19 protein-coding genes and 1 pseudogene are annotated in these 20,072 nt (G+C 65.7%); 11 read left to right on the top strand and 9 right to left on the bottom strand.

Going from position 1 to position 20,072, the window contains the following annotated elements:
• From ACZYZ4_RS18710 to ACZYZ4_RS18700, 3 genes and pseudogenes are all read left to right on the top strand, one after another.
• Positions 1-651: FMN-dependent NADH-azoreductase (locus tag ACZYZ4_RS18710; RefSeq protein WP_463863273.1), on the top strand; the 651-nt coding region annotated here is incomplete at its 5' end.
• Between the two features lie 97 nt (positions 652-748).
• Entirely contained in the window at positions 749-1,591 is an 843-nt protein-coding gene (locus ACZYZ4_RS18705) for an AAA family ATPase (RefSeq protein ID WP_463863271.1), read from the top strand.
• Positions 1,592-1,693: 102 nt separating this feature from the next.
• A pseudogene (locus ACZYZ4_RS18700) lies at positions 1,694-1,945 on the top strand (helix-turn-helix domain-containing protein); the annotation flags it as partial.
• Positions 1,946-2,059: 114 nt separating this feature from the next.
• Here ACZYZ4_RS18700 and ACZYZ4_RS18695 read toward each other — a convergent pair.
• Positions 2,060-2,524 (bottom strand): PEP/pyruvate-binding domain-containing protein, encoded by a 465-nt coding sequence (locus tag ACZYZ4_RS18695; RefSeq protein WP_463863269.1) that lies wholly within the window; start codon positions 2,522-2,524, stop codon positions 2,060-2,062.
• A gap of 30 nt (positions 2,525-2,554) precedes the next feature.
• Positions 2,555-3,592, bottom strand: coding sequence for a universal stress protein (locus ACZYZ4_RS18690; RefSeq protein ID WP_463863267.1), 1,038 nt, complete (start codon positions 3,590-3,592; stop codon positions 2,555-2,557).
• Positions 3,593-4,011: 419 nt separating this feature from the next.
• On the opposite strand from ACZYZ4_RS18690, the gene ACZYZ4_RS18685 reads away from it, so the two are divergent.
• Positions 4,012-4,632: an NAD(P)/FAD-dependent oxidoreductase gene (locus ACZYZ4_RS18685; RefSeq protein ID WP_463863275.1), complete on the top strand. Its 621-nt coding sequence runs from the start codon at positions 4,012-4,014 to the stop codon at positions 4,630-4,632.
• Here ACZYZ4_RS18685 and ACZYZ4_RS18680 read toward each other — a convergent pair.
• Together ACZYZ4_RS18680 and ACZYZ4_RS18675 are read right to left on the bottom strand one after the other, a co-directional pair.
• On the bottom strand, positions 4,629-5,261 hold the full coding sequence (locus ACZYZ4_RS18680; protein ID WP_463863265.1) for a copper resistance CopC family protein: 633 nt from the start codon (positions 5,259-5,261) through the stop codon (positions 4,629-4,631). The two genes, ACZYZ4_RS18685 and ACZYZ4_RS18680, sit on opposite strands and share 4 nt — an antisense overlap.
• Before the next feature lie 88 nt (positions 5,262-5,349).
• Complete coding sequence (locus ACZYZ4_RS18675) at positions 5,350-7,743, bottom strand: ATP-binding cassette domain-containing protein (protein WP_463863263.1); 2,394 nt, start codon at positions 7,741-7,743, stop codon at positions 5,350-5,352.
• A gap of 124 nt (positions 7,744-7,867) precedes the next feature.
• On the opposite strand from ACZYZ4_RS18675, the gene ACZYZ4_RS18670 reads away from it, so the two are divergent.
• Both ACZYZ4_RS18670 and hutG read left to right on the top strand, forming a co-directional pair.
• A complete protein-coding gene (locus ACZYZ4_RS18670; RefSeq protein WP_463863261.1) occupies positions 7,868-9,310 on the top strand; it encodes an NCS2 family permease in 1,443 nt (480 codons plus the stop codon).
• 186 nt (positions 9,311-9,496) lie between these two features.
• On the top strand, positions 9,497-10,480 hold the full coding sequence (gene hutG / locus ACZYZ4_RS18665) for a formimidoylglutamase (RefSeq protein ID WP_463863259.1): 984 nt from the start codon (positions 9,497-9,499) through the stop codon (positions 10,478-10,480).
• A gap of 35 nt (positions 10,481-10,515) precedes the next feature.
• Here hutG and ACZYZ4_RS18660 read toward each other — a convergent pair whose 3' ends face one another.
• Positions 10,516-11,181, bottom strand: coding sequence for a response regulator (locus ACZYZ4_RS18660; protein ID WP_463863258.1), 666 nt, complete (start codon positions 11,179-11,181; stop codon positions 10,516-10,518).
• The gene (locus ACZYZ4_RS18655; protein ID WP_463863256.1) at positions 11,178-12,755 is read right to left on the bottom strand and encodes a sensor histidine kinase; all 1,578 of its coding nucleotides are present in this window, start codon (positions 12,753-12,755) and stop codon (positions 11,178-11,180) included. The genes ACZYZ4_RS18660 and ACZYZ4_RS18655 overlap by 4 nt, the downstream gene beginning before the upstream one ends.
• Positions 12,756-12,997: 242 nt before the next feature.
• Here ACZYZ4_RS18655 and ACZYZ4_RS18650 point away from each other — a divergent pair, with 242 nt between their 5' ends.
• The 5 genes from ACZYZ4_RS18650 (at position 12,998) to ACZYZ4_RS18630 (ending at position 17,045) form a co-directional block, all read left to right on the top strand.
• Positions 12,998-14,008, top strand: a complete 1,011-nt coding sequence (locus tag ACZYZ4_RS18650) for a Bug family tripartite tricarboxylate transporter substrate binding protein (RefSeq protein ID WP_463863254.1) — start codon at positions 12,998-13,000, stop codon at positions 14,006-14,008.
• Positions 14,005-14,517, top strand: coding sequence for a tripartite tricarboxylate transporter TctB family protein (locus tag ACZYZ4_RS18645; protein WP_463863252.1), 513 nt, complete (start codon positions 14,005-14,007; stop codon positions 14,515-14,517). The genes ACZYZ4_RS18650 and ACZYZ4_RS18645 overlap by 4 nt, the downstream gene beginning before the upstream one ends.
• Complete coding sequence (locus ACZYZ4_RS18640) at positions 14,517-16,118, top strand: tripartite tricarboxylate transporter permease (protein ID WP_463863250.1); 1,602 nt, start codon at positions 14,517-14,519, stop codon at positions 16,116-16,118. The genes ACZYZ4_RS18645 and ACZYZ4_RS18640 overlap by 1 nt, the downstream gene beginning before the upstream one ends.
• A gap of 80 nt (positions 16,119-16,198) precedes the next feature.
• The gene (locus tag ACZYZ4_RS18635) at positions 16,199-16,600 is read left to right on the top strand and encodes a universal stress protein (RefSeq protein ID WP_463863249.1); all 402 of its coding nucleotides are present in this window, start codon (positions 16,199-16,201) and stop codon (positions 16,598-16,600) included.
• A 184-nt stretch (positions 16,601-16,784) separates the two neighbouring features.
• Positions 16,785-17,045: a hypothetical protein gene (locus ACZYZ4_RS18630; RefSeq protein WP_463863247.1), complete on the top strand. Its 261-nt coding sequence runs from the start codon at positions 16,785-16,787 to the stop codon at positions 17,043-17,045.
• 105 nt (positions 17,046-17,150) lie between these two features.
• Here the strand turns inward: ACZYZ4_RS18630 and ACZYZ4_RS18625 are convergent, their stop codons facing one another.
• From ACZYZ4_RS18625 to hutU, 3 genes are all read right to left on the bottom strand, one after another.
• Complete coding sequence (locus ACZYZ4_RS18625) at positions 17,151-17,387, bottom strand: hypothetical protein (RefSeq protein WP_463863245.1); 237 nt, start codon at positions 17,385-17,387, stop codon at positions 17,151-17,153.
• A 161-nt stretch (positions 17,388-17,548) separates the two neighbouring features.
• The gene (gene hutH / locus ACZYZ4_RS18620; RefSeq protein ID WP_463863243.1) at positions 17,549-19,141 is read right to left on the bottom strand and encodes a histidine ammonia-lyase; all 1,593 of its coding nucleotides are present in this window, start codon (positions 19,139-19,141) and stop codon (positions 17,549-17,551) included.
• Between the two features lie 152 nt (positions 19,142-19,293).
• Positions 19,294-20,072 (bottom strand): urocanate hydratase (gene hutU / locus ACZYZ4_RS18615; RefSeq protein WP_463863241.1); only part of this gene is annotated, 779 nt, incomplete at its 5' end.

The following is a 20,072-nucleotide window of genomic DNA, read 5'->3' as shown; positions in this document are numbered from 1 at the left end:
TCTCCCCGCTACGCCAACAGCGACTCCCTTCGGTTGGCCCGGCATTTTATCGATTCTGTCCAGGCTGCCGGTCCGGAGAGCTTTGAGTTGGAGACCCTGGACCTGTTCAACGACGGTGCGCTGCCCGTTTTCGGCCGCACTGCAGCCGCTGCCAAGATGGCTGTTTTCTCCGGCCAGGACCAGACACCGGAACAGATCACCGCCTGGGAATCAGCCCGAGCCGTGTTCGACCAGTTCGCCGCCGCCGACGCCTACGTCTTCAACATCCCCATGTGGAATGCCGGTGTTCCCTACGTCCTGAAGCAGTGGATCGACATCATTACCCAGCCCGGTTGGAGCTTTGGGTTCGACCCCGAAAAGGGCTACCGCGGCCTGATGGAGGGCAAGCAGGCCCTCGCCATCCACACCAGCGGTGTCTACGCCCCCGGTGTTCCGGCAGCCTTCGGATCTGATTTCAGCAGCACTTTCTTCGCGGACTGGCTGAACTTCGTGGGTATCGAGGACGCCACCCATGTCCGATTCGCCCCTACGGTCCTCAACGGTGACGTGGACGGCACGCGCAAGGTTGCAGAGGCCGAGCTCACCGACGCGGCCTTCGAGTTCGCCGGCAAGCTCAGCGCCGTTGGAACCCTTCAGCTCGTCAACGACTAAGGCGGACGCAGTTCGCATCCGCATTTCGNCGACTAAGGCGGACGCAGTTCGCATCCGCATTTCGGGTACCTATTCCTCGGGCAAGACGTTCACCTCGATGGCTTTGTCCCACTACACCGGGCTGCCTAGGACCAAGGCCAGGACTATGCGGGAAATCCTCCCGGAGGCCGCGCCGGGGATGACACTCGAGGAATGCACCGCAGCTGAACTTATTCAGATGATCGTGACACGTCACGTGGAACGGGCTGTTTNGGGTACCTATTCCTCGGGCAAGACGTTCACCTCGATGGCTTTGTCCCACTACACCGGGCTGCCTAGGACCAAGGCCAGGACTATGCGGGAAATCCTCCCGGAGGCCGCGCCGGGGAAGACACTCGAGGAATGCACCGCAGCTGAACTTATTCAGATGATCGTGACACGTCACGTGGAACGGGCTGTTTATGAGGACAAGCTGTCGGACGGCTTCGTTTCGGACGGGTCCTCGCTGCAGGAATGGATCTACGGGTCGGTGCGGGTTTCTCTCGGCTTGAACCCCAGCGCCTCGGTGCAGCTGAAGGCCGGGGAAACAGTTGAAAAGACGGCGGAACTGGCTTTCTTTGAAGAGGTGATGGCGAGCCTCGGCAACAGCTTTAAGAGGCATGTAAAGGACTCCTTCGATGTCTTCGTGCACCTGAAGAACGAGCTGCCGCTTTCTGCCGACGGGCACCGCCCGGTCAACGACCAGTTCCGGAACATGTCCGATTCGATCCTGCAGGAGACCATGGGCGAACTGGGCATCCCGTTCTACGTGGTCTCCGGCTCGGTCGAGGAACGACTCGAGCAGATCGCCGCCCTGTTCAGCCTTGAGCCGTGCATAGCCCCGGAAGAGGCTACACGCCTGGCCTTGCAGGAATATGCACTGCTCGACGTCCGCTCCGAACGGGAGCGTGTCCTGCAATAGCCGGGAATCTTAAGGATCCAGAGGCAAGACCCTGCTCACCGGTTCGTCCGGCCGACCACTACAAAAGTGGCCGGCCGGACGCGCGTCAATATTGGAGTATCCATGCGTACAGATGAACCGTTGTCCAACCACGTGCGCCTTGGCAACTTCCTCCGCACGCGCCGAGAACAGACCCGCCCGGAGGACATAGGGTTACCTGCAAGCACCCGACGCCGGACTCCCGGACTCCGGCGCGAAGAAGTCGCGGTTCTCGCGAACGTGGGAGTGTCTTGGTACACCTGGCTGGAGCAGGGACGGGCGAAAGGAGCTTCGGAGGAAATCCTTGAGGCCATTGCGAATGCACTCCGGCTCGGCCCCGAGGACCACACACATGTCTTCCGGCTCTCCTCAAGGCGACGCTCGCCCGAAAGATCTGCCACTTTGCCTGCCGGCCAGCCCGCAGAAGCCGACGGCGGCCAGCTCGCACTTCTACAGCAATTGGTGTTCCACGACGCGGGCGGCCCCTACGACATTGAGGTAGGTGTCCTGCTGGCCGGCGAAGCTCGCCGACGGAAGATCCTCCGCGGTCGCAGAAGACCGGACGGCCACCGGAACGTTGTCTCCCAAGGCTGCGTAGGCCTGTTCGACGGCGACGGCCACCTCGGCGGGGACCGGGACCTTTCGGATAATGTCCCGTGCCCGGAACGCCAGCGCAGCCAAGGCGGGGAGGTCGCCGTCGGGCGTTGCCTTCAGAGCCGCGTGGACTTCGGCGAGCGGGCCGCCCGCGGCCGCGTGGCGGTAGGCCTCCGTGGTGAGGCAGAAACCGTCCGGCACTGGCAGGCCAGCGGCGAGCAGCTCCCCCAGGTTTGCCGCTTTGCCACCCACCAGGGGAACCATTGCTGCGGTAACCGCCTCCAATCCGAGGATGGGAGGCGGGCTGCCGGTGTCAGGCATTTTCATGCCTCATGCTCCGAAGGTGACGGGTCAGGCTGCGCCGGGGATCGGTCCGAACTGCGCCCGGTCCGCCAGCCGCGGATCGTCGCGGTCCGGAACCACCAGGACCGGACTCTTGGCATGGTGCAGCACGCCACCGGACGTGGAACCCAGGAGCATGCCGGTGAACCCGCCACGGCCCCGGGTGCCCACCACTATCAGCTCTACGTGCCGGCTGGCCTCCACGAGGACGTCCACGGCTGAGCCGTCCAGCAGTTCCGACTCCACGGAAAGGTTCGGGTAATGGCTCTTGAGCCAGGCCATCCCGGCGTTAAGTTGGATCCGGATGTCATCGAAGAGGGCTTCACGGTCCATGGGGGCCGGAACCCAGGCCATGGAGCCGCTGAACTGCGGCACGGCACAGATCACGCGCAGCGTTGCCCCGAGCCGCTCAGCCTGGTCGGCAGCCTCCAGCACGGCGATCCGCGCCTGTTCGGACCCGTCCACGCCCACCACTACAACGTTCTCAACCTGCAGGTGCCCTGGCTTGGCCTGCTCGGCCCTGATGCGCTTGTCTTCGGTGGTTTCGCCCAGCCGGTCCGAGCACACCAGCGGCACCGTGACCGTGGGGCACTTGGCGTGCGCCGGCAGGGCGCTGCTCACCGAGCCCAGCAGGCGTCCCACAAATCCGCCACGGCCGCGGGTGCCGAACACCAGCAGATCGGCTGTCTCGGACATCTCCAGGAGCACGCCCGAGGCGTCTCCATTCTCCACGGAGCCGTCAACCTCGATGTTGTAGCCGGAAACTTTGTCCAGCGCTTGCTTGACGATCGCTTCAGCGCCCTCCCGGATCACGGAATCGTCTACGGTGGCGTACCCGCCGTCAAGGCCGGACGCCGCAAAGATCGGTACTGAATACGCGGTGACAATATGCAAAGGCCGACGGCGGCGCTCGGCTTCCCGGGCCGCCCACACCAAAGCGCACTGGCCGTGGTCGGAACCATCCACGCCAACAACAATCCCCACCGGAGAAGCCGAATTACCGGCCCTGTCCTGTTCCGGATCCGGATGCAACTCATGTGCGCCCATGGGGCCGCCTCCTTGCGATACTGCCTTATGTTGCGGCTATTCTGCCAGACGCGGCGCCCTCCGCCCGCACCGGCCGCGATGTGGGCCCCGACGGGCTGGAGAACCCTGTTTCCGCTTCTCACTATTCTCGGTCCGTGGACACTTAGCAAGCGGCCGCGGGCCGCCGGATGGCCGGTTATCCACAGCCCACGGCGAACGGAGCGGGAAGCGTATTCATCGCGGAGAAGAATGTTTGTGTTTGGGCTATCCACGGCCCTGAATGTTCTGTAGTCTTCGAGGCACTGCCGGTCCGCCGACGCCCAATTCAAGGAGCGTCCCGGGCCGGTGCTGCGGCCGGACTTTGGGGGTAACGGATCGCGTGCGGGGCGACGCTGCCTGCATCCGTAAGCCTTTGAAGGAGGAAAACTGTAGTGTCAAGCATGCCTGTGAATGGCGGGACCGAACGGACGACCACGGTGATCATCGGCACGGGGCTCTCAGGCCTGGCTGTTGGCGCAGAACTGCGCCGCCGCGGCGTGGACGCCATCGTGGTGGACGGGCTCGACATCCTCGGCGCCGGGCAACCGGCCAACACCGCTTCACTGCAGCGCTGCGACGCAGCAGACTCCGACTCCCTCCGGGAACGCAACGAGATCCTCCGCCACCTGCGCAACTACGCCGCCAGCCACCACATGGATGTCCGCAACAACACGCGGGCGGTTCAGCTGACCATGGTGGGCGGCGCACCCGGCGGAACCAGTACGGGAACAGCCGCCGGCTCCCTGTCCGGCCAGTGGGAAGTCCATACGCCCAACGGGATCCTGCTGGCAGACAACATTGTTCTGACCCGGTGCGCGCACAGCCAGCTCCGGCGTATGCTCAGCGACTTCGGGATCACGGTTGGCCGCAACCTGGTGGCAGCCATGCGGAAGATCGGCATCTACCTCGTGGGAGTGGGCGAGCTCATCACGCCCTCACCGAAGGAAGTCCTGCGTCAGGCGAAGACCGTGGGCCAAGCCATCTCGGCCACGGTCCACCCGGAAAGCGCCGCAGCCGTCTAAGCCTGTTGGTCGTCTTCGGCGTCGCTTCCTGCGGTGAGGCGGCGCTTCGCCAGGATTCCGATGGCCACCAGCAGCCCCACGGCCACCGCAGCAAAGATCACCAGGCTCCAGGGGAACGGTTCGGACGCGTCTTCAGCCGGCACCGGAGCCGCCACCGTTCCCGGCTGCGCGGTTCCCATCGTAGGAATAGCGGCCGACGGCGATGCTCCCGCCGCCGATGTTCCCGAGGGCGCGGCTCCCGCCGCAACGGCGGTCGCCGTGAAGCCGAACGTCCCCTCGATCGGGTGGGAATCCGAGCTGACCACCCGCCAGGCCACCGTGTATGCGCCCGCCGGAGCGCCGGCCTTGAGCTTCTGGGTGGCTGTGCTGTCCACGATCTCAACAGCGCCGTCCGCCCACTCGGCACCTGCGGAATCCTTGACGGAGAACTGTGCGCCGATGCCCAACGGGTTCTTATTGAACGTGACGGACACCTGCTCCGGCGTCGTGGCCACCGTGGCGCCCTGCGCGGGGCTGCTGGACTCGGCGGCATCGTGTGCCGAAGCGGGGGCAGAAAATCCCAGCAGCGCGGCGGCGAGAACGAAGGTCCCGAGCACAACGCTCAGCAACTGGCGGCGGATGGATCGCATCGGTGTACTGCTCCCTTGGGTTGGCGTCCTTCAAGCCTAGGCGAACTTCCCGGGCAGCGGCCGTGCACGCTGCCCGGGGCACCGGCATTCAGCCGGCGACGTAAGCCGCGAGGTGCTTGCCGGTGAGCGTGGACTTGGCGGCCACGAGCTCGGCGGGCGTCCCCTCGAAAACGACCTTGCCGCCGTCGTGCCCTGCGCCTGGGCCGAGGTCGATGATCCAGTCGGCGTGCGCCATGACCGCCTGGTGATGCTCGATGACGATGACGGATTTGCCGGACTCAACGAGGCGGTCAAGGAGGCCCAGCAGGTTCTCGACGTCGGCGAGGTGGAGGCCGGTGGTTGGTTCGTCGAGGACGTAGACGTCGCCCTTCTCGGCCATCTGGGTGGCCAGCTTGACGCGCTGCCGCTCGCCGCCGGACAGCGTGGTGAGCGGCTGGCCGAGGGTCAGGTACCCGAGCCCGACGTCGACGAGCCGGTCCAGGATCGTGTGGGCCGCGGGCGTGCGGGCCTCCCCTTCGCTGAAGAAAACCTCAGCCTCCGTCATGGACATGGCCAGCACCTCCGAAATGTTGCGTCCGCCCAGCGTGTATTCCAGCACGGACGACTGGAACCGCCGGCCCTCGCAGTCCTCGCACGTGGACTCGACGGTGGCCATCACGCCCAGCTCTGTGAAGATGACGCCCGCGCCGTTGCAGGTGGGGCAGGCACCTTCGGAGTTGGAGCTGAACAGCGCCGGCTTCACGCCGTTGGCCTTCGCGAAAGCCTTGCGGATGGGCTCGAGCAGGCCCGTGTAGGTGGCGGGGTTGCTGCGGCGCGAGCCCTTGATGGCGCCCTGGTCGACTACCACCACACCGTCACGTCCTGCCACGGAACCGTGGATCAGCGAGCTCTTGCCGGAACCCGCGACACCTGTCACCACGCAGAGCACGCCGAGCGGAACGTCGACGTCCACGTCCTGGAGGTTGTGCGTGGAGGCACCACGCACCTCGAGGACTCCGGAGGAGGCACGCACGGATCCCCTGACCCTCGCCCGGTCATCGAGGTGGCGGCCGGTGATGGTGTCGCTCCCCCGCAGCCCCTCCACGCTGCCCTCGAAGCAAACGTTGCCCCCCGCGATGCCGGCACCGGGACCGAGATCGACAATGTGGTCAGCGATGGCGATGGTCTCGGGCTTGTGCTCGACGACGAGAACGGTGTTGCCCTTATCCCGCAGCTGCAGCAGCAGCTGGTTCATCCGCTCGATGTCATGCGGGTGCAGGCCAATTGTCGGCTCGTCGAAAACGTAGGTGACGTCCGTGAGGGACGAACCCAGGTGCCGGATCATCTTGGTCCGCTGCGCCTCGCCGCCCGACAGCGTGCCGGCCGGCCGGTCCAGCGAGAGGTAACCCAACCCGATCTCGGCGAACGAGTCGAGGAGGTGCCGCAGGCCCTTGAGGAGCGGCGCAACCGACGGCTCGTCGAGTTCGCGGACCCACTCGGCCAGGTCGCTGATCTGCATCTCGCAGAGATCGGCGATGTTCTTGCCCTGGATCTTCGACGACCTGGCCTCGGGGCTGAGCCGCGTGCCCTCGCACTCGGGGCAGGCCTGGAAAGTGATGGCGCTCTCCACGAAGCGCCGCACGTGTGGCTGCATCGCCTCGACGTCCTTGGACAGCATGGACTTCTGGATCTTGGGGATGATGCCCTCGAACGTGAGGTTGATGCCCTCAACCTTGATCTTGGTGGGCTCGGAGTACAGCATCGTCTCGAGCTGCTTCTTCGTGAACGTGGCAATCGGCTTGTCCATCGGGAGGCCCATGCCCTCGAACAGCCGGCCGTACCAGCCGTCCATGCTGTAGCCGGGGACGGTCAGCGCACCGTCGCCGAGCGACTTGCTGTCGTCGTACAAAGCGGTGAGCTCAAAGTCGGAGACCGAGCCCATGCCCTCGCAGCGCGCACACATGCCGCCCAGGTAAACAACGTTCTGCACCACGGCCTTCTCGACCCGGCCGCCGGCCTTCTCGGTGCTCATCACACCGCTGGCCTTCCGTGTCGGGACGTTGAAGGAAAACGCCGTGGGCGGCCCGACGTACGGGGTTCCCAGCCGGCTGAAGAGGATCCGGAGCATGGCATTGGCGTCCGTGGCAGTGCCCACCGTGGAACGGGGGTTCGCGCCCATCCGCTCCTGGTCAACGATGATCGCCGTGGTCAGCCCCTCAAGGTGGTCCACGTCGGGCCGCGCCAGGTTGGGCATAAACCCCTGCACAAAGGCGCTGTAGGTCTCGTTGATCATCCGCTGGGACTCGGCGGCGATCGTCGCGAACACCAGTGAGCTCTTGCCCGATCCGGACACCCCGGTGAACACCGTCAGGCGCCGCTTGGGGATCTCGATGCTGATGTCCTTGAGGTTGTTCTCCCGGGCGCCCTGCACACTGATCAGATCGTGGCTGTCGGCGACGTGCGCCGACGGAAGCTGCTGGTCTGTCGTCGTGGCAGTGGTCATGGTGTCTCCAACATTTGCTCGGGCATTGTGAGGTTCCTGACAGACATTCTAGGCGCGCATTCTAGGCGCGGTCCCGCCGCACTCTAGGATTCAAGTACCCCAACAACACTTTCCCGGAGGACTAATGCATAAGCAGGGCTCTGCCTTGGACCGGTACTTCAAGATTACGGAGCGGGGGTCCAACCTCTCCCGCGAGATCCGCGGTGGTTTTGCCACGTTCTTCGCCATGAGCTACATCGTGGTGCTTAACCCCCTGATCCTCTCCGGCCCGGATTCCAGCGGCAACACACTCGGCTTCACCGCCGTGGCAGCTGTGACGGCTTTTGTGGCCGGCATCCTCACCATCCTGATGGGAGCCTGGGGCAGGCACCCCTTCGCGCTGGCCGCGGGCCTTGGCGTCAACGCGTTTGTGGCCGTCACCGTGGCCACGAACCCGGGCCTGACGTGGCCGGACATGATGGGCCTGGTGGTCCTGTCCGGCGTGACCATGCTGATCCTGGTCCTGACCGGCTTCCGGACCGCCGTCTTCAAAGCCGTCCCGGACGGGCTCAAAACCGCCATCGTGGTGGGCATCGGCCTGTTCATCGCCCTGATCGGGCTGGTCAACGCCGGCTTTGTCCGCCGGATCCCCGATATTGCCGGCACCACCGTTCCGGTGGGCCTGGGCTATGACGGCAAGCTGCTGGGCTGGCCCACTGCCGTCTTTGTGTTCGGCCTGATCCTCACCATCGCCCTGGTGGTCCGCAAGGTCAAGGGCGCCATCCTGATCGGCATCATCACGTCCACGGTCATCTCGGTGATCCTGGAAATGACCCTCCACATCGGTCCTAGCTTTGACGGCAAGACATCCAACCCGCAGGGCTGGTCCTTGGTGGCGCCGTCCTTTACGGAGTGGAGCGCGCCGGACCTGTCCTTGATCGGCAAGGCCAACCCGTTCGGCGCTTTTGAACATCTGGGCTTGGTGGCCGCCACGCTGCTGGCCTTCGTGATCCTGCTCAGCATCTTCTTCGACGCCATGGGCACCATGGTGGGGCTGGCCAATGAGGCCGGCACGGTGGACAAGGACGGCAACATCCCGGACGTGGACCGCGTGCTGCAGGTGGACGCGCTGGGCGCCATCGTGGGTGGCGGCGCATCCGTCTCCTCCAACCAGATCTACGTTGAGGCCGGCGCCGGGATCGGCGAAGGTGCGCGGACCGGTGTGGCCTCCATCGTCACCGGCCTGCTGTTCCTGGTGGCCATGTTTTTCACCCCGCTGATCAACCTCGTTCCGTTCGAGGCGGTGGCCCCTGCCCTGGTGGTGGTGGGCTTCATGATGGTCTCCCAGGTAGGCAAAATCGACTGGCAGGACTGGGGCATCGCCATCCCGGCCTTCCTGACCTTCACCCTGATGCCTTTCACGTACTCCATCGCGAACGGTCTCGGCGCAGGCTTCATCGCTTTTGTCCTCATCCGGACTTTCCAGGGCCGCATCAAGGACGTCCACCCGCTGATGTGGGCGGTGGCCGGCGCGTTCCTGCTGTTCTTCGCGGTCGGTCCGATCGAGGCTGCACTGGGCATGCCGTAGCGACGGCTCGCTCGCGTTCCCGCCGCCCGTCCGCGCACCCGCGCACCCGCCGAGATGGCATGTCGCGGCAGTATCTCCTGGAAACATTGCCGCGAAAGGCCCTCTCGGCGTAGTGTTTCCGGGATTCCGGACAGCCCGACGGCGGCGCTGCTGGTTTTCGGGCCCGGACTGAGGTGAGCTAGGGGAATGGTTTCTCCTGAGCTCACCGTTGACGTGCCCCCGCAGCCCTGGACGGGGCGGTTCGACGGCGACGGCGTCGAGCACCGCCGCTGGTGGCAGGCGGTTTCGCCCTACGCACCCGGCACTGAATCGTCTGACAGCCCTGGGCACAGACCTGCTACACCGCTCGTTGCACGCCCCGCGGTGATCCTGGGTTTCGCCAGCGACGAGGGTGTGCGCCGCAACAAGGGCCGGACCGGAGCCGCGCTGGCGCCCGCCGCCATCCGGGCGGCGCTCGGCCCGGTCGCCTTCCACCTTGACCGCAACGTGTCCGACGCCGGGGACATCGTGGTCTCGGAAGGCGCCTTGGAGGCCGGCCAGGCCCGTGCCGGGCACGCGGTAACCGCCATGCTCGACGCCGACCGCCTCACCGTAGTGCTGGGAGGCGGGCACGAGACTGCGTTCGCAAGCTATCTGGGCGTAGCCGGATCAGACGCAGTGCGCGGCGGAAAGCGGCTGGGCATCCTGAACCTGGACGCGCACTTCGACCTCCGCGATGAGCCTCTCCCCAGTTCCGGGACGCCGTTCCTCCAGATGGCCCGGGCGGAAGCCGCCGCGGGGCGCGAATTCAGGTACGCCGTCGTCGGGATTTCCGAGCCGAACAACACGCGGTCACTCTTCAACACAGCGGATCGGCTGGGCGTGCGGTACCTGCTGGATGAGGACTGCACGGCGGAGCGCGTGACGGCGTTTGTGGCGGACTTCCTGGCAGGCTTGGACGTGCTGTACCTGACGATCGACCTGGATGTCCTGCCGGCGCCGGTGGCTCCCGGGGTGAGCGCACCCGCCGCCTACGGCGTGCCGCTGCCTGTAATCAGCGCGGCCTGCCGGCAGGTGGCGGAAAGCGGCAAGCTCCTGCACCTGGACGTGGCCGAACTGAATCCGGAGTTCGACATTGACGGCCGGACCGCCAAGGTTGCCGCGCGGCTGGTGAACACGCTGCTGCGCTAAAGTCCCCGCGCTGGGGATGCTGACTGCCGGCGCGGCTAAGCCTTGAGCACGTAACGCCGCTCGGGCCTGCCCACGCCGTACCTGAGCCGGACCTCCAGCACGCCTTCGTCGTGAAGGTACTCAAGATACCGGCGCGCACTGACCCGGGACGTGCCCAGCTGGACGGCCACTTCGGCGGCGGAAAGATCGCCGTCGGCGTCCTTAAGGGCAGCTTCCACCAGCTTCAGCGTTTCGATGCTGCAGCCCTTCGGCAGGGGCCGGTCGGTCCGGTCCAGCCCGAACACCCGGTTCACATCCGACTGCTCCGCCACATCTTTGGCCGAGTCAAGGCCCTGGTAGGCGCTGCGGTAGTGCTCCAGCCGTTCCTGCAGGTCAGTCTGCGAGAAGGGCTTGATGAGGTAGTGCACAATCCCGCCGCGGAGGGCCTTTCGCACCGTGTCCACCTCGCGGGCGGCGCTGATCACCAGGACATCCAGTTCAGGGGCCACCTCGCGCAGTTTGTGCATGAGGTCCAGGCCGTTGATGTCCGGCAGGTGGATATCGAGCAGCACCAGATCCGGTTGCAGCCGCCCGGTCTCGATGACCGCCTGGGCACCTGTGTGGGCCACCCCGACGACGGCGAACCCGGGAGTCCGCTGAATGAACCCTGCGTGGACCTTGGCCACCATAAAGTCGTCATCGACGATCAGGACTTTGATCATTGCTGCATTCTCCGTGTTCTTTCCAGCCGGGCAGTGAAGACCGCCCCGTTGTCGTTGGCCACCGTGAGGTCGCCGCCGCTCCGCCGGCATACCACCCGGGAGAGCGCCAAGCCGAAGCCCCGGCTGCCGCCAGGGCCGGGCTTCTTGGTGGTGAAACCCTGCCGGAAGATCTGCCCCGCATCTCCGGTGACGCCGGGGCCGGAATCGCGGACGGTGACCGTGACGCCGTCGGCCGTGTCCTCCACGAACACCCTCACCGCTGCGTCCGGAAGCCCGGCGACGGCGTCGAACGCGTTGTCCACAAGGTTTCCGACGACGGTGGTCAGGTCCCGAGACAGCTCATCATCAACGCGCTCCAACCCGGATTCCGGGTCAAGCTGCAAGGTGACCCCGCGTTCGGTGGCCAGGCTCGACTTGGCGATCAGGAGCGCGGCGAGCGCCGGGTCCTCGATGCGGCTGGTGACCTCGTCGTTGAGCCGGGTCCTGTCCAGCGTGGCACCGTTGACGAACTGGACCACGGAATCGTATTCCCCGATCTGGATGAGGCCGGAGATCACGTGCAGCTGGTTGGCGAATTCGTGGGCCTGGGCGCGGAGCGTATCAGTAGCTGTCCGGGTGGCTCCGAGTTCCCGCTCGAGCGCGGACAGCTCCGTGCGGTCGCGCAGCGTGGTGACGGAGCCGATGTCGCGGCCGCGCGAACGGATGGGCACCCGGTTCAGCACCACCAGCCGGTCGCCAACGAGCACCAACTGATCCGGCCCCGGCTGCTCGCGGGTGAGGACTTCCTTCAGGGCCGGCTCCACGGACAGGCCGGCGAGTCGCTTGCCCACACAGTCAGCAGGGAGGCCAAGCAGTGCGCGGGCGCTGTCATTGGCGACGGTGATCCGCTCGTACGGGTCCAGCGCCACCACCCCTTCCTTCAGACCATGCAGCATGGCCTCGCGGTTTTCCACCAGCCCGGTGATTTCGCTCGGTTCCATGCCCAGGGTCTGCCGCTTCACCCGGCGGGACAACAGAAGCGACCCGGCAACACCCAGCACACTGGCCACCCCGAGATAGGTGAGGAGGTTGGGAACGGCGTCGCCCAGCCGCTCCAGCGTGGAAGGATAGTTCCGGCTGATGGACGCGATGCCGATCATTTTTCCCGCGTCGTCAAGGACGGGTACGTGGGCGGACAGCAAGGCCGAGCCCGATCCGTCCACCACGCCTGTCCAGGCCCGGCCATCCATAACGCGGCTCTCACCAAGTTCCAGCGGCTGGCCCAGCAGGCTGGGATCAGACGAGGCCACCACCGTACCGTCCAGCTTCGCCAGCGCCACCTGTGACGATCCCGAGACTGTCCGAACCGACTCCGCCACGGCCGGAAGGGCCGCTCCGCCACGTGGCTCGGCAGAAGGCAGCAGTGCGCGCACGGTTGGGTTATTTCCCAACGCCTCGGCGGCGGACAATGCCCGGCGGCCCTCGATCCGTTCAAAGGCAGCGGCGGACTGGGCCAGGGAGATGGCCACCACGGCCACCAGGACGGCCAGGACTATCAGCAACTGCAGAACAAGGTACTGACCAGCGAGGGACATTCCTCTTCGTCGAGTCACTGTGGTTGTTTCCTCTGGTGGTTCAGGCGTTATTGTGTGCCTCCGGTGCGTGCCCGCGCTGGGTACCGGAACTATACCGCAGCGCCTAGCAGAGGGACGCCGGAACGTGAACGCAATGAACTTAACTTTCTCTGCGTACACAAGAGTGATGCCCATCACGCCGGGGCCTAGCATCGAAACTACAAGTCAGCCCTGCTGATCAATTTTGATGAAAGAGGAACACCATGCGCCAGATCCGCGCAATGCGAGTTGCCGCCGTCGCCGCCGGCATCGCCCTGATGGCCACCGGCTGCGGTGCCACCGGAAGCAGCTCCACCAATACCTCCAGCCCCGGCGCTGCTGCCGGCCCGGTGACGGGCCTCCAGATCATGGTGCCCAACACCCCTGGCGGCGGGTACGACACCACTGCCCGGGCCGCAGCGAAAGTCCTTGACGACGAGAAGGTCGCCACCAACACCGAGGTCTTCAACCTTGCCGGAGCAGGCGGAACCGTGGGCCTGGCCCGCATCGTCAACGAAAAGGGTAACGGGGACCTGACCATGCTCATGGGACTCGGGGTGGTGGGCGCGAGCTACACCAACAAGTCCGAATCCAAACTGACTGCCACTACCCCGTTGGCCAAGCTCATCGAAGAGCCCGGCGCCATCATGGTCAGCAAGGATTCGCCCTTCAAGACCATCGACGACCTGGTCACGGCCTGGAAGGCTGACCCGGGCTCTATCGCCGTAGGCGGCGGTTCCTCCCCGGGCGGCCCGGACCACCTGCTGCCCATGCAGCTTGCTGGTGCGGTTGGCATCGACGCCACCAAGGTGAACTTCGTGTCCTACGACGGCGGCGGGGACCTCCTCCCGGCCATCCTGGGCAACAAGGTGGGCTTCGCGGCTTCGGGCGCCGGCGAGTACCTCCAGCAGATCCAGTCCGGCGAGGTCCGCGTCCTTGCCATCAGCGGCGCCGAACGGCTCGAAGGTGTTGACGCTCCCACGCTGAAGGAATCCGGCATTGACCTGGTGTTCACCAACTGGCGCGGCATCGTGGCGCCTCCCGGAATCTCCGAGGACGACAAAACCAAGCTGATTGCCGCCCTCGAAAAGATGCACGGCACCGATGCCTGGAAGGAAGCCCTCAAGACGCACGGCTGGACCGACGCGTTCGTCACCGGTGAGAAGTTTGAAAGCTTCCTGGCCGAGCAGGACAAGCGGGTGGCGGACGTCCTCACGAAACTTGGCCTGGCGTGAGCTCCTCACTAACTTTGACTTCCAGGCTCAAAGGCCGCTCCGAGCTGGGGGTTGCCCTCCTGCTCGGAGTGGCGGGCGTCCTCGTCCTGGTGGATGCCATAGCCCTGGTAACCCCGTATTCTCAGTCGGATCCCGTGGGACCCAAGACGCTGCCGTACATCGTGGCCGGCCTACTCTTCGTCTGCTCAATCATGTTGGCAATCAACGTGCTCCGCGGCGGACAGGGCGAAGCCGAAGGCGGCGAGGACGTTGACCTCACCCACCCCGCGGACTGGAAGACCGTCCTGCCGCTGGTGGGAGCCTTCGTCGCCAACATCCTGTTGATCGACTTGGCGGGCTGGGTGATCTCGGGGACCGTGCTGTTCTGGGGTAGTGCGTGGGCCCTGGGGAGCCGGCACTACGTACGTGACGGCATCATTGCGGTTCTCCTGTCCGTGCTCACCTTTTATGGCTTCTACCTGGGCCTCGGCATTCCGCTGCCCGCCGGACTCCTGGAAGGGATTCTCTGATGGATGTCTTCTCCTCCCTCATGGACGGCTTTGCCACCGCACTGACCCCCATGAATTTCCTCTACGCGGTGATCGGCGTGCTCCTGGGAACCGCCGTCGGCGTTCTCCCGGGCTTGGGCCCGGCCATGACTGTTGCCTTGCTCCTCCCGGTTACCTATGCATTGGAACCCACCAGCGCGTTCATCATGTTCGCCGGTATCTACTACGGCGGGATGTACGGCGGCTCCACTACCTCCATTCTGCTCAACACCCCGGGTGAATCGTCGTCCGTGGTGACGGCCATTGAAGGCAACAAGATGGCGAAAGCCGGCAGGGCCGCCCAGGCCCTGGCGACGGCGGCCATCGGCTCGTTCGTGGCCGGAACCATCGGCACCGCTTTGCTGGCTGTCTGCGCACCGATTGTGGTGGAGTTCGCCGTCAGCCTTGGAGCGCCCAGCTACTTTGCCATCATGGTGCTGGCACTCCTGGCAGTCACCGCCGTCCTTGGCTCATCCCGCCTGAGGGGCTTTGCCTCCCTGGGCCTGGGGCTGGCGATCGGCCTGATCGGCATGGATTCCGTTACCGGCCAGCGCCGTCTCACCTTCGGCCAGCCCTTGCTGGCTGACGGCCTGGACATCGTGGTGGTGGCAGTGGCCATCTTCGCCGTGGGCGAGGCACTGTGGGTTGCCGCGCATCTGCGCCGCAATCCGCTGCAAATCATCCCCGTAGGACGTCCCTGGATGGGCAAGCAGGACTGGAAGCGCTCCTGGAAGCCTTGGCTCCGCGGAACAGCGTACGGTTTCCCGTTCGGTGCGCTTCCGGCCGGCGGCGCCGAGATCCCCACGTTCCTGTCCTACGTCACGGAGAAGCGCCTGAGCAAGCACCCCGAGGAGTTTGGCAAGGGCGCCATTGAGGGCGTCGCCGGGCCGGAAGCTGCCAACAATGCAGCGGCCGCCGGGACTATGACCCCCCTCCTGGCCCTGGGGCTGCCCACCAACGCGACCGCAGCCGTGATGCTGGCGGCCTTTGCTTCATACGGCATCCAGCCGGGACCCCTGCTGTTCGCCAATGAAGGACCGCTGGTCTGGGCGCTGATCGCGAGCCTCTTCATCGGAAACTTCCTGCTCCTGGTCATCAACCTGCCCCTTGCGCCACTCTGGGCCAAGCTTCTGCAACTGCCCCGACCCTACCTTTACGCCGGTATCCTGTTCTTCGCTACCTTGGGCGCCTACTCCGTGAACCTGCAGGCGTTCGATCTGGTGCTTCTGCTGGCCCTGGGTGCGCTGGGATTCATGATGCGCCGTTTCGGACTCCCTGTACTGCCGCTCATCCTTGGCGTGATCCTGGGGCCGCGGATCGAAGGGCAGCTTCGCAGGACACTGCAGCTCAGCGCGGGCGACCCGGCCGGGCTCTTTAGCGAACCGATTGCCATCGGCGTCTATGTCATCATTGCGATCATCCTCATGTGGCCGCTGCTGTTCAAGCTGTACCGCCGCAACCGCCCGGCGGCAAGCCCCATGCCCGCCGCCCGCTCCGGCGCATCCGAACCGACGGAAGCTTCTGGCGGCAGCGTCAGCCATGGCAGCCACCGGGCCGACGGCGGCGGGGACGGCGGCGGCTAACCAGTTCTGGGCATCTGCCCGCAGCAGCCCCGCATCCGCCCCGCAGCAGAAGATCAACTGACAGAAGAAGAGGTACAGCCATGACGATCGTGGTGGGATACGTCCCGACCCCAGAGGGCGAAGCGGCCCTGACGCAGGCCATCGCCGAGGCCAGGAAGAGCAACACCACCCTGCTGGTCATCAACTCCTCCACGGGCGATGCCCTGGTGGACAACCGGTACGCCCAGGAGCCCGAAATGCAGGGCATCGAGGCGCGCCTGGCCGCCCACGGGATCAACCACGTGATCAAGCAGCCGGTCCGTGGCCATGACGCGGCAGCGGAGGTCCTCGATGCCGCGGAGGAGCACAACGCCGACCTCATCGTGATCGGGCTTCGCCGCCGCACGCCGGTGGGCAAACTGATCATGGGCAGCACGTCGCAGCGGATCCTGCTCGAGGCTGATTGTCCCGTTCTGGCCGTCAAAGCGGGCATAACGGGCTGATCAGGGCGATACCTTAGATCCGAAGTTTGTTAGCGAGACCACGCCGCGAGGGCGCGGTTTCGGCGAACAAGCTTCGGATTTTTGGCGTCTGGGGCGCGCGAGATAGCAGTCATCTGACATCTGTAGATCCGTAGCCGGTACAGTTGATCGATCCCTTTGGCACGAAACACAGAAAGATTGGCACATGACTGCAGCTACATTGGAACGCCCCCTGGCCGCCGCCGCGGCCGTCGAAGCCCCAGCTACCCTGTCCATCGACCTGCAGTTTTCCACTGCTAAGGAGATGCACGAAGGCCTGGACAAGGCTGTTGCCACGCTGATCGAGCCGGCAAAAGACGCGGCCTGCGGCATCCTTGTGACGCGGCTGCGTCCGGGACGCTTCACCGTGGCCCTGGACGAGTCGGTCCCCTTCGGTGAAACTTACGAAAGCATCGGCCTAATCTGATCCGGCCCTAGCTTCGCCTTTCGATCCAGTCCGCGATCCACGCAAGAGTCCCTGCCCTCCGGTAACGGAAGGCAGGGACTCTTTTTGCGTTTTGGTCTTGCGTTCCTAGCTCCTGCGGACTTCTACACCGTCGGACTTAAGGAAGAGTTCCTTTTCTGAGGGAGTGGCCGGCACGAGCCACAGCACGTTCCCGCTCTGCGATACTTCTTCCACTTCGCCCGCCGCAATGACGTGCGCGTGTTTGATGATTTCCACCTGGTCCCCAGCTTTGAGCGTTCCCCACTCCGAGATGGTGGCCGAATGGACATTACGCCTCGACAGGACAGTCCCACGTGCTTTCATTTGAACTACTACCCCTTTGTATACGTCCTGCGTCACAGCCTCTTTGATGTGACTTTTACTACACCTTCAGTTCTACTACACTTCCCGGCGTCGAATTGTTCGTGTTGCACCATATTGCGACATTGGCAGAATTTCGCGGCGGGACCGAAGAATATTCCCGCTCAGGCGAGAATTCCGACGGCGGATTCGGCGGCCGCACGGACCTTTCCTGAGGCAACCAGACGGTCAGCCGCCTCCAGCTCCGGCGACAGGAACCGGTCGGTTCCCGGGCCTTCGACGACGGACCGCAGCACCCCGATCACGGCAGCGCCTGCCGGGCCCGGAGTGAGCTCGCCGTCGGACAGCTGCGTCCGCATGTCGATGGCGCGGGCGCTCGTCACCAGTTCGATGGCCAGGACGCGGCGCAGGTTCTCCACGGCTTTGCGCAGCTTCCGGGCCGCATGCCAGCCCATGGACACGTGGTCCTCCTGCATGGCGGAGCTGGGGATGGAATCCACCGATGCCGGGACGGCCAGGCGCTTGTTGTCCGAGACCAGTCCGGCCTGTGTGTACTGTGCGATCATCAGGCCCGAGTCCACGCCCGGATCCGCGGCCAGGAACGCCGGCAGCCCGTGCGAACGCGCCGGGTCAAGCATGCGGTCCGTCCGGCGTTCGGCGATGGAGCTGAGATCCGCGACGGCGATGGCCAGGAAGTCCAGGACGTAAGCCACGGGTGCGCCGTGGAAGTTGCCGTTCGAGCTCACGCGGCCGTCCGGCAGGACCACCGGGTTGTCGATGGCTGCGGCGAGCTCGCGGGATGCCACAAGGGCGGCGTAGTCCACCGTGTCCCGGGCGGCCCCGGCCACCTGGGGTGCGCAGCGCAGCGAATAGGCGTCCTGGACTTTGGAATCGCCCACCCGGTGCGAGGCCACGATCGGGGAGTTCGACAGCACGCGCAGCATGTTGTCCGCGCTGGCGGCCTGGCCGGGGTGCGGACGCAGCGCCGCATGCAGCTCCGGCACAAAGACCTGGTCTGTACCGAGCAGCGCCTCGACACTGAGTGCGGCGGTGATGTCCGCCGTCGTCAGCAGCTGGCGAAGGTCTGCGATGGCCATCAGGAGCATGCCCAGCATTCCCTCGGTGCCGTTGACCAGCGCCAGGCCTTCCTTCTCGGCGAGGGTGACCGGTTCGATGCCGTGGCCGGCGAGCAGCTCGGCGACAGGCGCCTCACCCCGCCCGCCGTACGTCACGCCGTCGGGCCCTTCCGCCTGGCCCTCGCCCATCAGGACCAGGGCGCAGTGGGACAGGGGGGCGAGGTCGCCGGAGCAGCCAAGTGAGCCGAACTCGCGGACCACCGGTGTGATGCCGGCGTTGAGCACGGCCACCATGGTCTGCAGGACGACGGGGCGGACGCCGGTGCGGCCGGACGCGAGGGTCTTGGCGCGCAGGAACATGATGCCGCGGACCACCTCGCGTTCCACGGCCGGGCCCATGCCGGCTGCGTGGCTGCGGATCAGCGATTTCTGCAGCTGGGTGCGCAGCTCGTTGGGGATGTGCCGGTTGGCCAGCGCACCGAAGCCGGTGGAGATGCCATAGGCGGGGGTCTCGCTGTGCGCCAGTTCGTCGATGTGCGCGCGGACTTTGGCCACCGTGTCCAGCGCTTCCTGGGCGATGGTCACCTGGGCGTTGTGGCGGGCGACGGCGACAACGTCCTCGGGCGTGACGCCGCTGGAGCCGAGGGTGACGGTGAGCGGTGCTTGCGTGGTGATGGTCATGATGTTCCTACCTCGTTTTCATCGATTGCTCCGCAAGTGCCCTTTTGGCGGCCCAAAACGGCGGTTACGGAGCAGGCGATGTGGTTTGGGGCTTTGGTTAGCGGGTTTCTGGGGCCACACGGACAGGGTTCCCTGGCCGAGCTTGCGAGGTTCTAGTTCTTCGCCTCGTGCATGGGGATGCGGACGCCGCGTTCTTTGGCGACGTCGAGGGCGCGGTCGTAGCCGGCGTCGGCGTGGCGGATGACGCCCATGCCGGGGTCGTTGGTGAGGAGGCGTTCGAGCTTCTGCGCGGCGAGGTCGGTGCCGTCGGCGACTGAGACCTGGCCGGCGTGGATGGAGCGGCCGATTCCCACGCCGCCGCCGTGGTGGATGGAGACCCAGGTGGCGCCGGAGGCGGTGTTGAGCAGGGCGTTGAGCAGGGGCCAGTCGGCGATGGCGTCGGAGCCGTCGGCCATGGCCTCGGTTTCGCGGTACGGGGAGGCGACGGAGCCGGAGTCCAGGTGGTCGCGGCCGATCACGATGGGGGCCTTGACCTTGCCTTCCTTGACGAGTTGGTTGAACAGCAGCCCGGCTTTGGCGCGGTCGCCGTAGCCCAGCCAGCAGATCCGGGCCGGCAGGCCCTCGAACTCGACCCGTTCCTGTGCCGCGTCGATCCAGCGGTGCAGGTGCTTGTTCTCGGGGAAGAGTTCCTTGATGGCCTTGTCGGTGACGGCGATGTCCTCCGGGTCGCCGGAGAGCGCCACCCAGCGGAACGGGCCCAGGCCCTCGCAGAACAGCGGGCGGATGTAGGCCGGGACGAAGCCGGGGAACTCGAACGCGCGGTTGTAGCCGCCCGTGCGGGCCTCGTCGCGGATGGAGTTGCCGTAGTCGAAGACCTCGGCGCCGGCGTCCTGGAATTCGACCATGGCCTGGACGTGCCTGGCCATGGAGG

The organism is Pseudarthrobacter adonitolis, from assembly GCF_055412845.1.
This window is presented reverse-complemented; position numbering and strand designations above follow the sequence as displayed.

What these genes read in the sequence shown, in the direction of transcription:
- ACZYZ4_RS18695 (WP_463863269.1), bottom strand. Translation starts at nt 2,524, where the DNA reads ATGCCTGACACCGGCAGCCCGCCTCCCATCCTCGGATTGGAGGCGGTT.
- ACZYZ4_RS18690 (WP_463863267.1), bottom strand. Translation starts at nt 3,592, where the DNA reads ATGGGCGCACATGAGTTGCATCCGGATCCGGAACAGGACAGGGCCGGT.
- ACZYZ4_RS18685 (WP_463863275.1), top strand. Translation starts at nt 4,012, where the DNA reads ATGCCTGTGAATGGCGGGACCGAACGGACGACCACGGTGATCATCGGC.
- ACZYZ4_RS18680 (WP_463863265.1), bottom strand. Translation starts at nt 5,261, where the DNA reads ATGCGATCCATCCGCCGCCAGTTGCTGAGCGTTGTGCTCGGGACCTTC.
- ACZYZ4_RS18675 (WP_463863263.1), bottom strand. Translation starts at nt 7,743, where the DNA reads ATGACCACTGCCACGACGACAGACCAGCAGCTTCCGTCGGCGCACGTC.
- ACZYZ4_RS18670 (WP_463863261.1), top strand. Translation starts at nt 7,868, where the DNA reads ATGCATAAGCAGGGCTCTGCCTTGGACCGGTACTTCAAGATTACGGAG.
- hutG (WP_463863259.1), top strand. Translation starts at nt 9,497, where the DNA reads ATGGTTTCTCCTGAGCTCACCGTTGACGTGCCCCCGCAGCCCTGGACG.
- ACZYZ4_RS18660 (WP_463863258.1), bottom strand. Translation starts at nt 11,181, where the DNA reads ATGATCAAAGTCCTGATCGTCGATGACGACTTTATGGTGGCCAAGGTC.
- ACZYZ4_RS18655 (WP_463863256.1), bottom strand. Translation starts at nt 12,755, where the DNA reads ATGTCCCTCGCTGGTCAGTACCTTGTTCTGCAGTTGCTGATAGTCCTG.
- ACZYZ4_RS18650 (WP_463863254.1), top strand. Translation starts at nt 12,998, where the DNA reads ATGCGCCAGATCCGCGCAATGCGAGTTGCCGCCGTCGCCGCCGGCATC.
- ACZYZ4_RS18640 (WP_463863250.1), top strand. Translation starts at nt 14,517, where the DNA reads ATGGATGTCTTCTCCTCCCTCATGGACGGCTTTGCCACCGCACTGACC.
- ACZYZ4_RS18635 (WP_463863249.1), top strand. Translation starts at nt 16,199, where the DNA reads ATGACGATCGTGGTGGGATACGTCCCGACCCCAGAGGGCGAAGCGGCC.
- ACZYZ4_RS18630 (WP_463863247.1), top strand. Translation starts at nt 16,785, where the DNA reads ATGACTGCAGCTACATTGGAACGCCCCCTGGCCGCCGCCGCGGCCGTC.
- ACZYZ4_RS18625 (WP_463863245.1), bottom strand. Translation starts at nt 17,387, where the DNA reads ATGAAAGCACGTGGGACTGTCCTGTCGAGGCGTAATGTCCATTCGGCC.
- hutH (WP_463863243.1), bottom strand. Translation starts at nt 19,141, where the DNA reads ATGACCATCACCACGCAAGCACCGCTCACCGTCACCCTCGGCTCCAGC.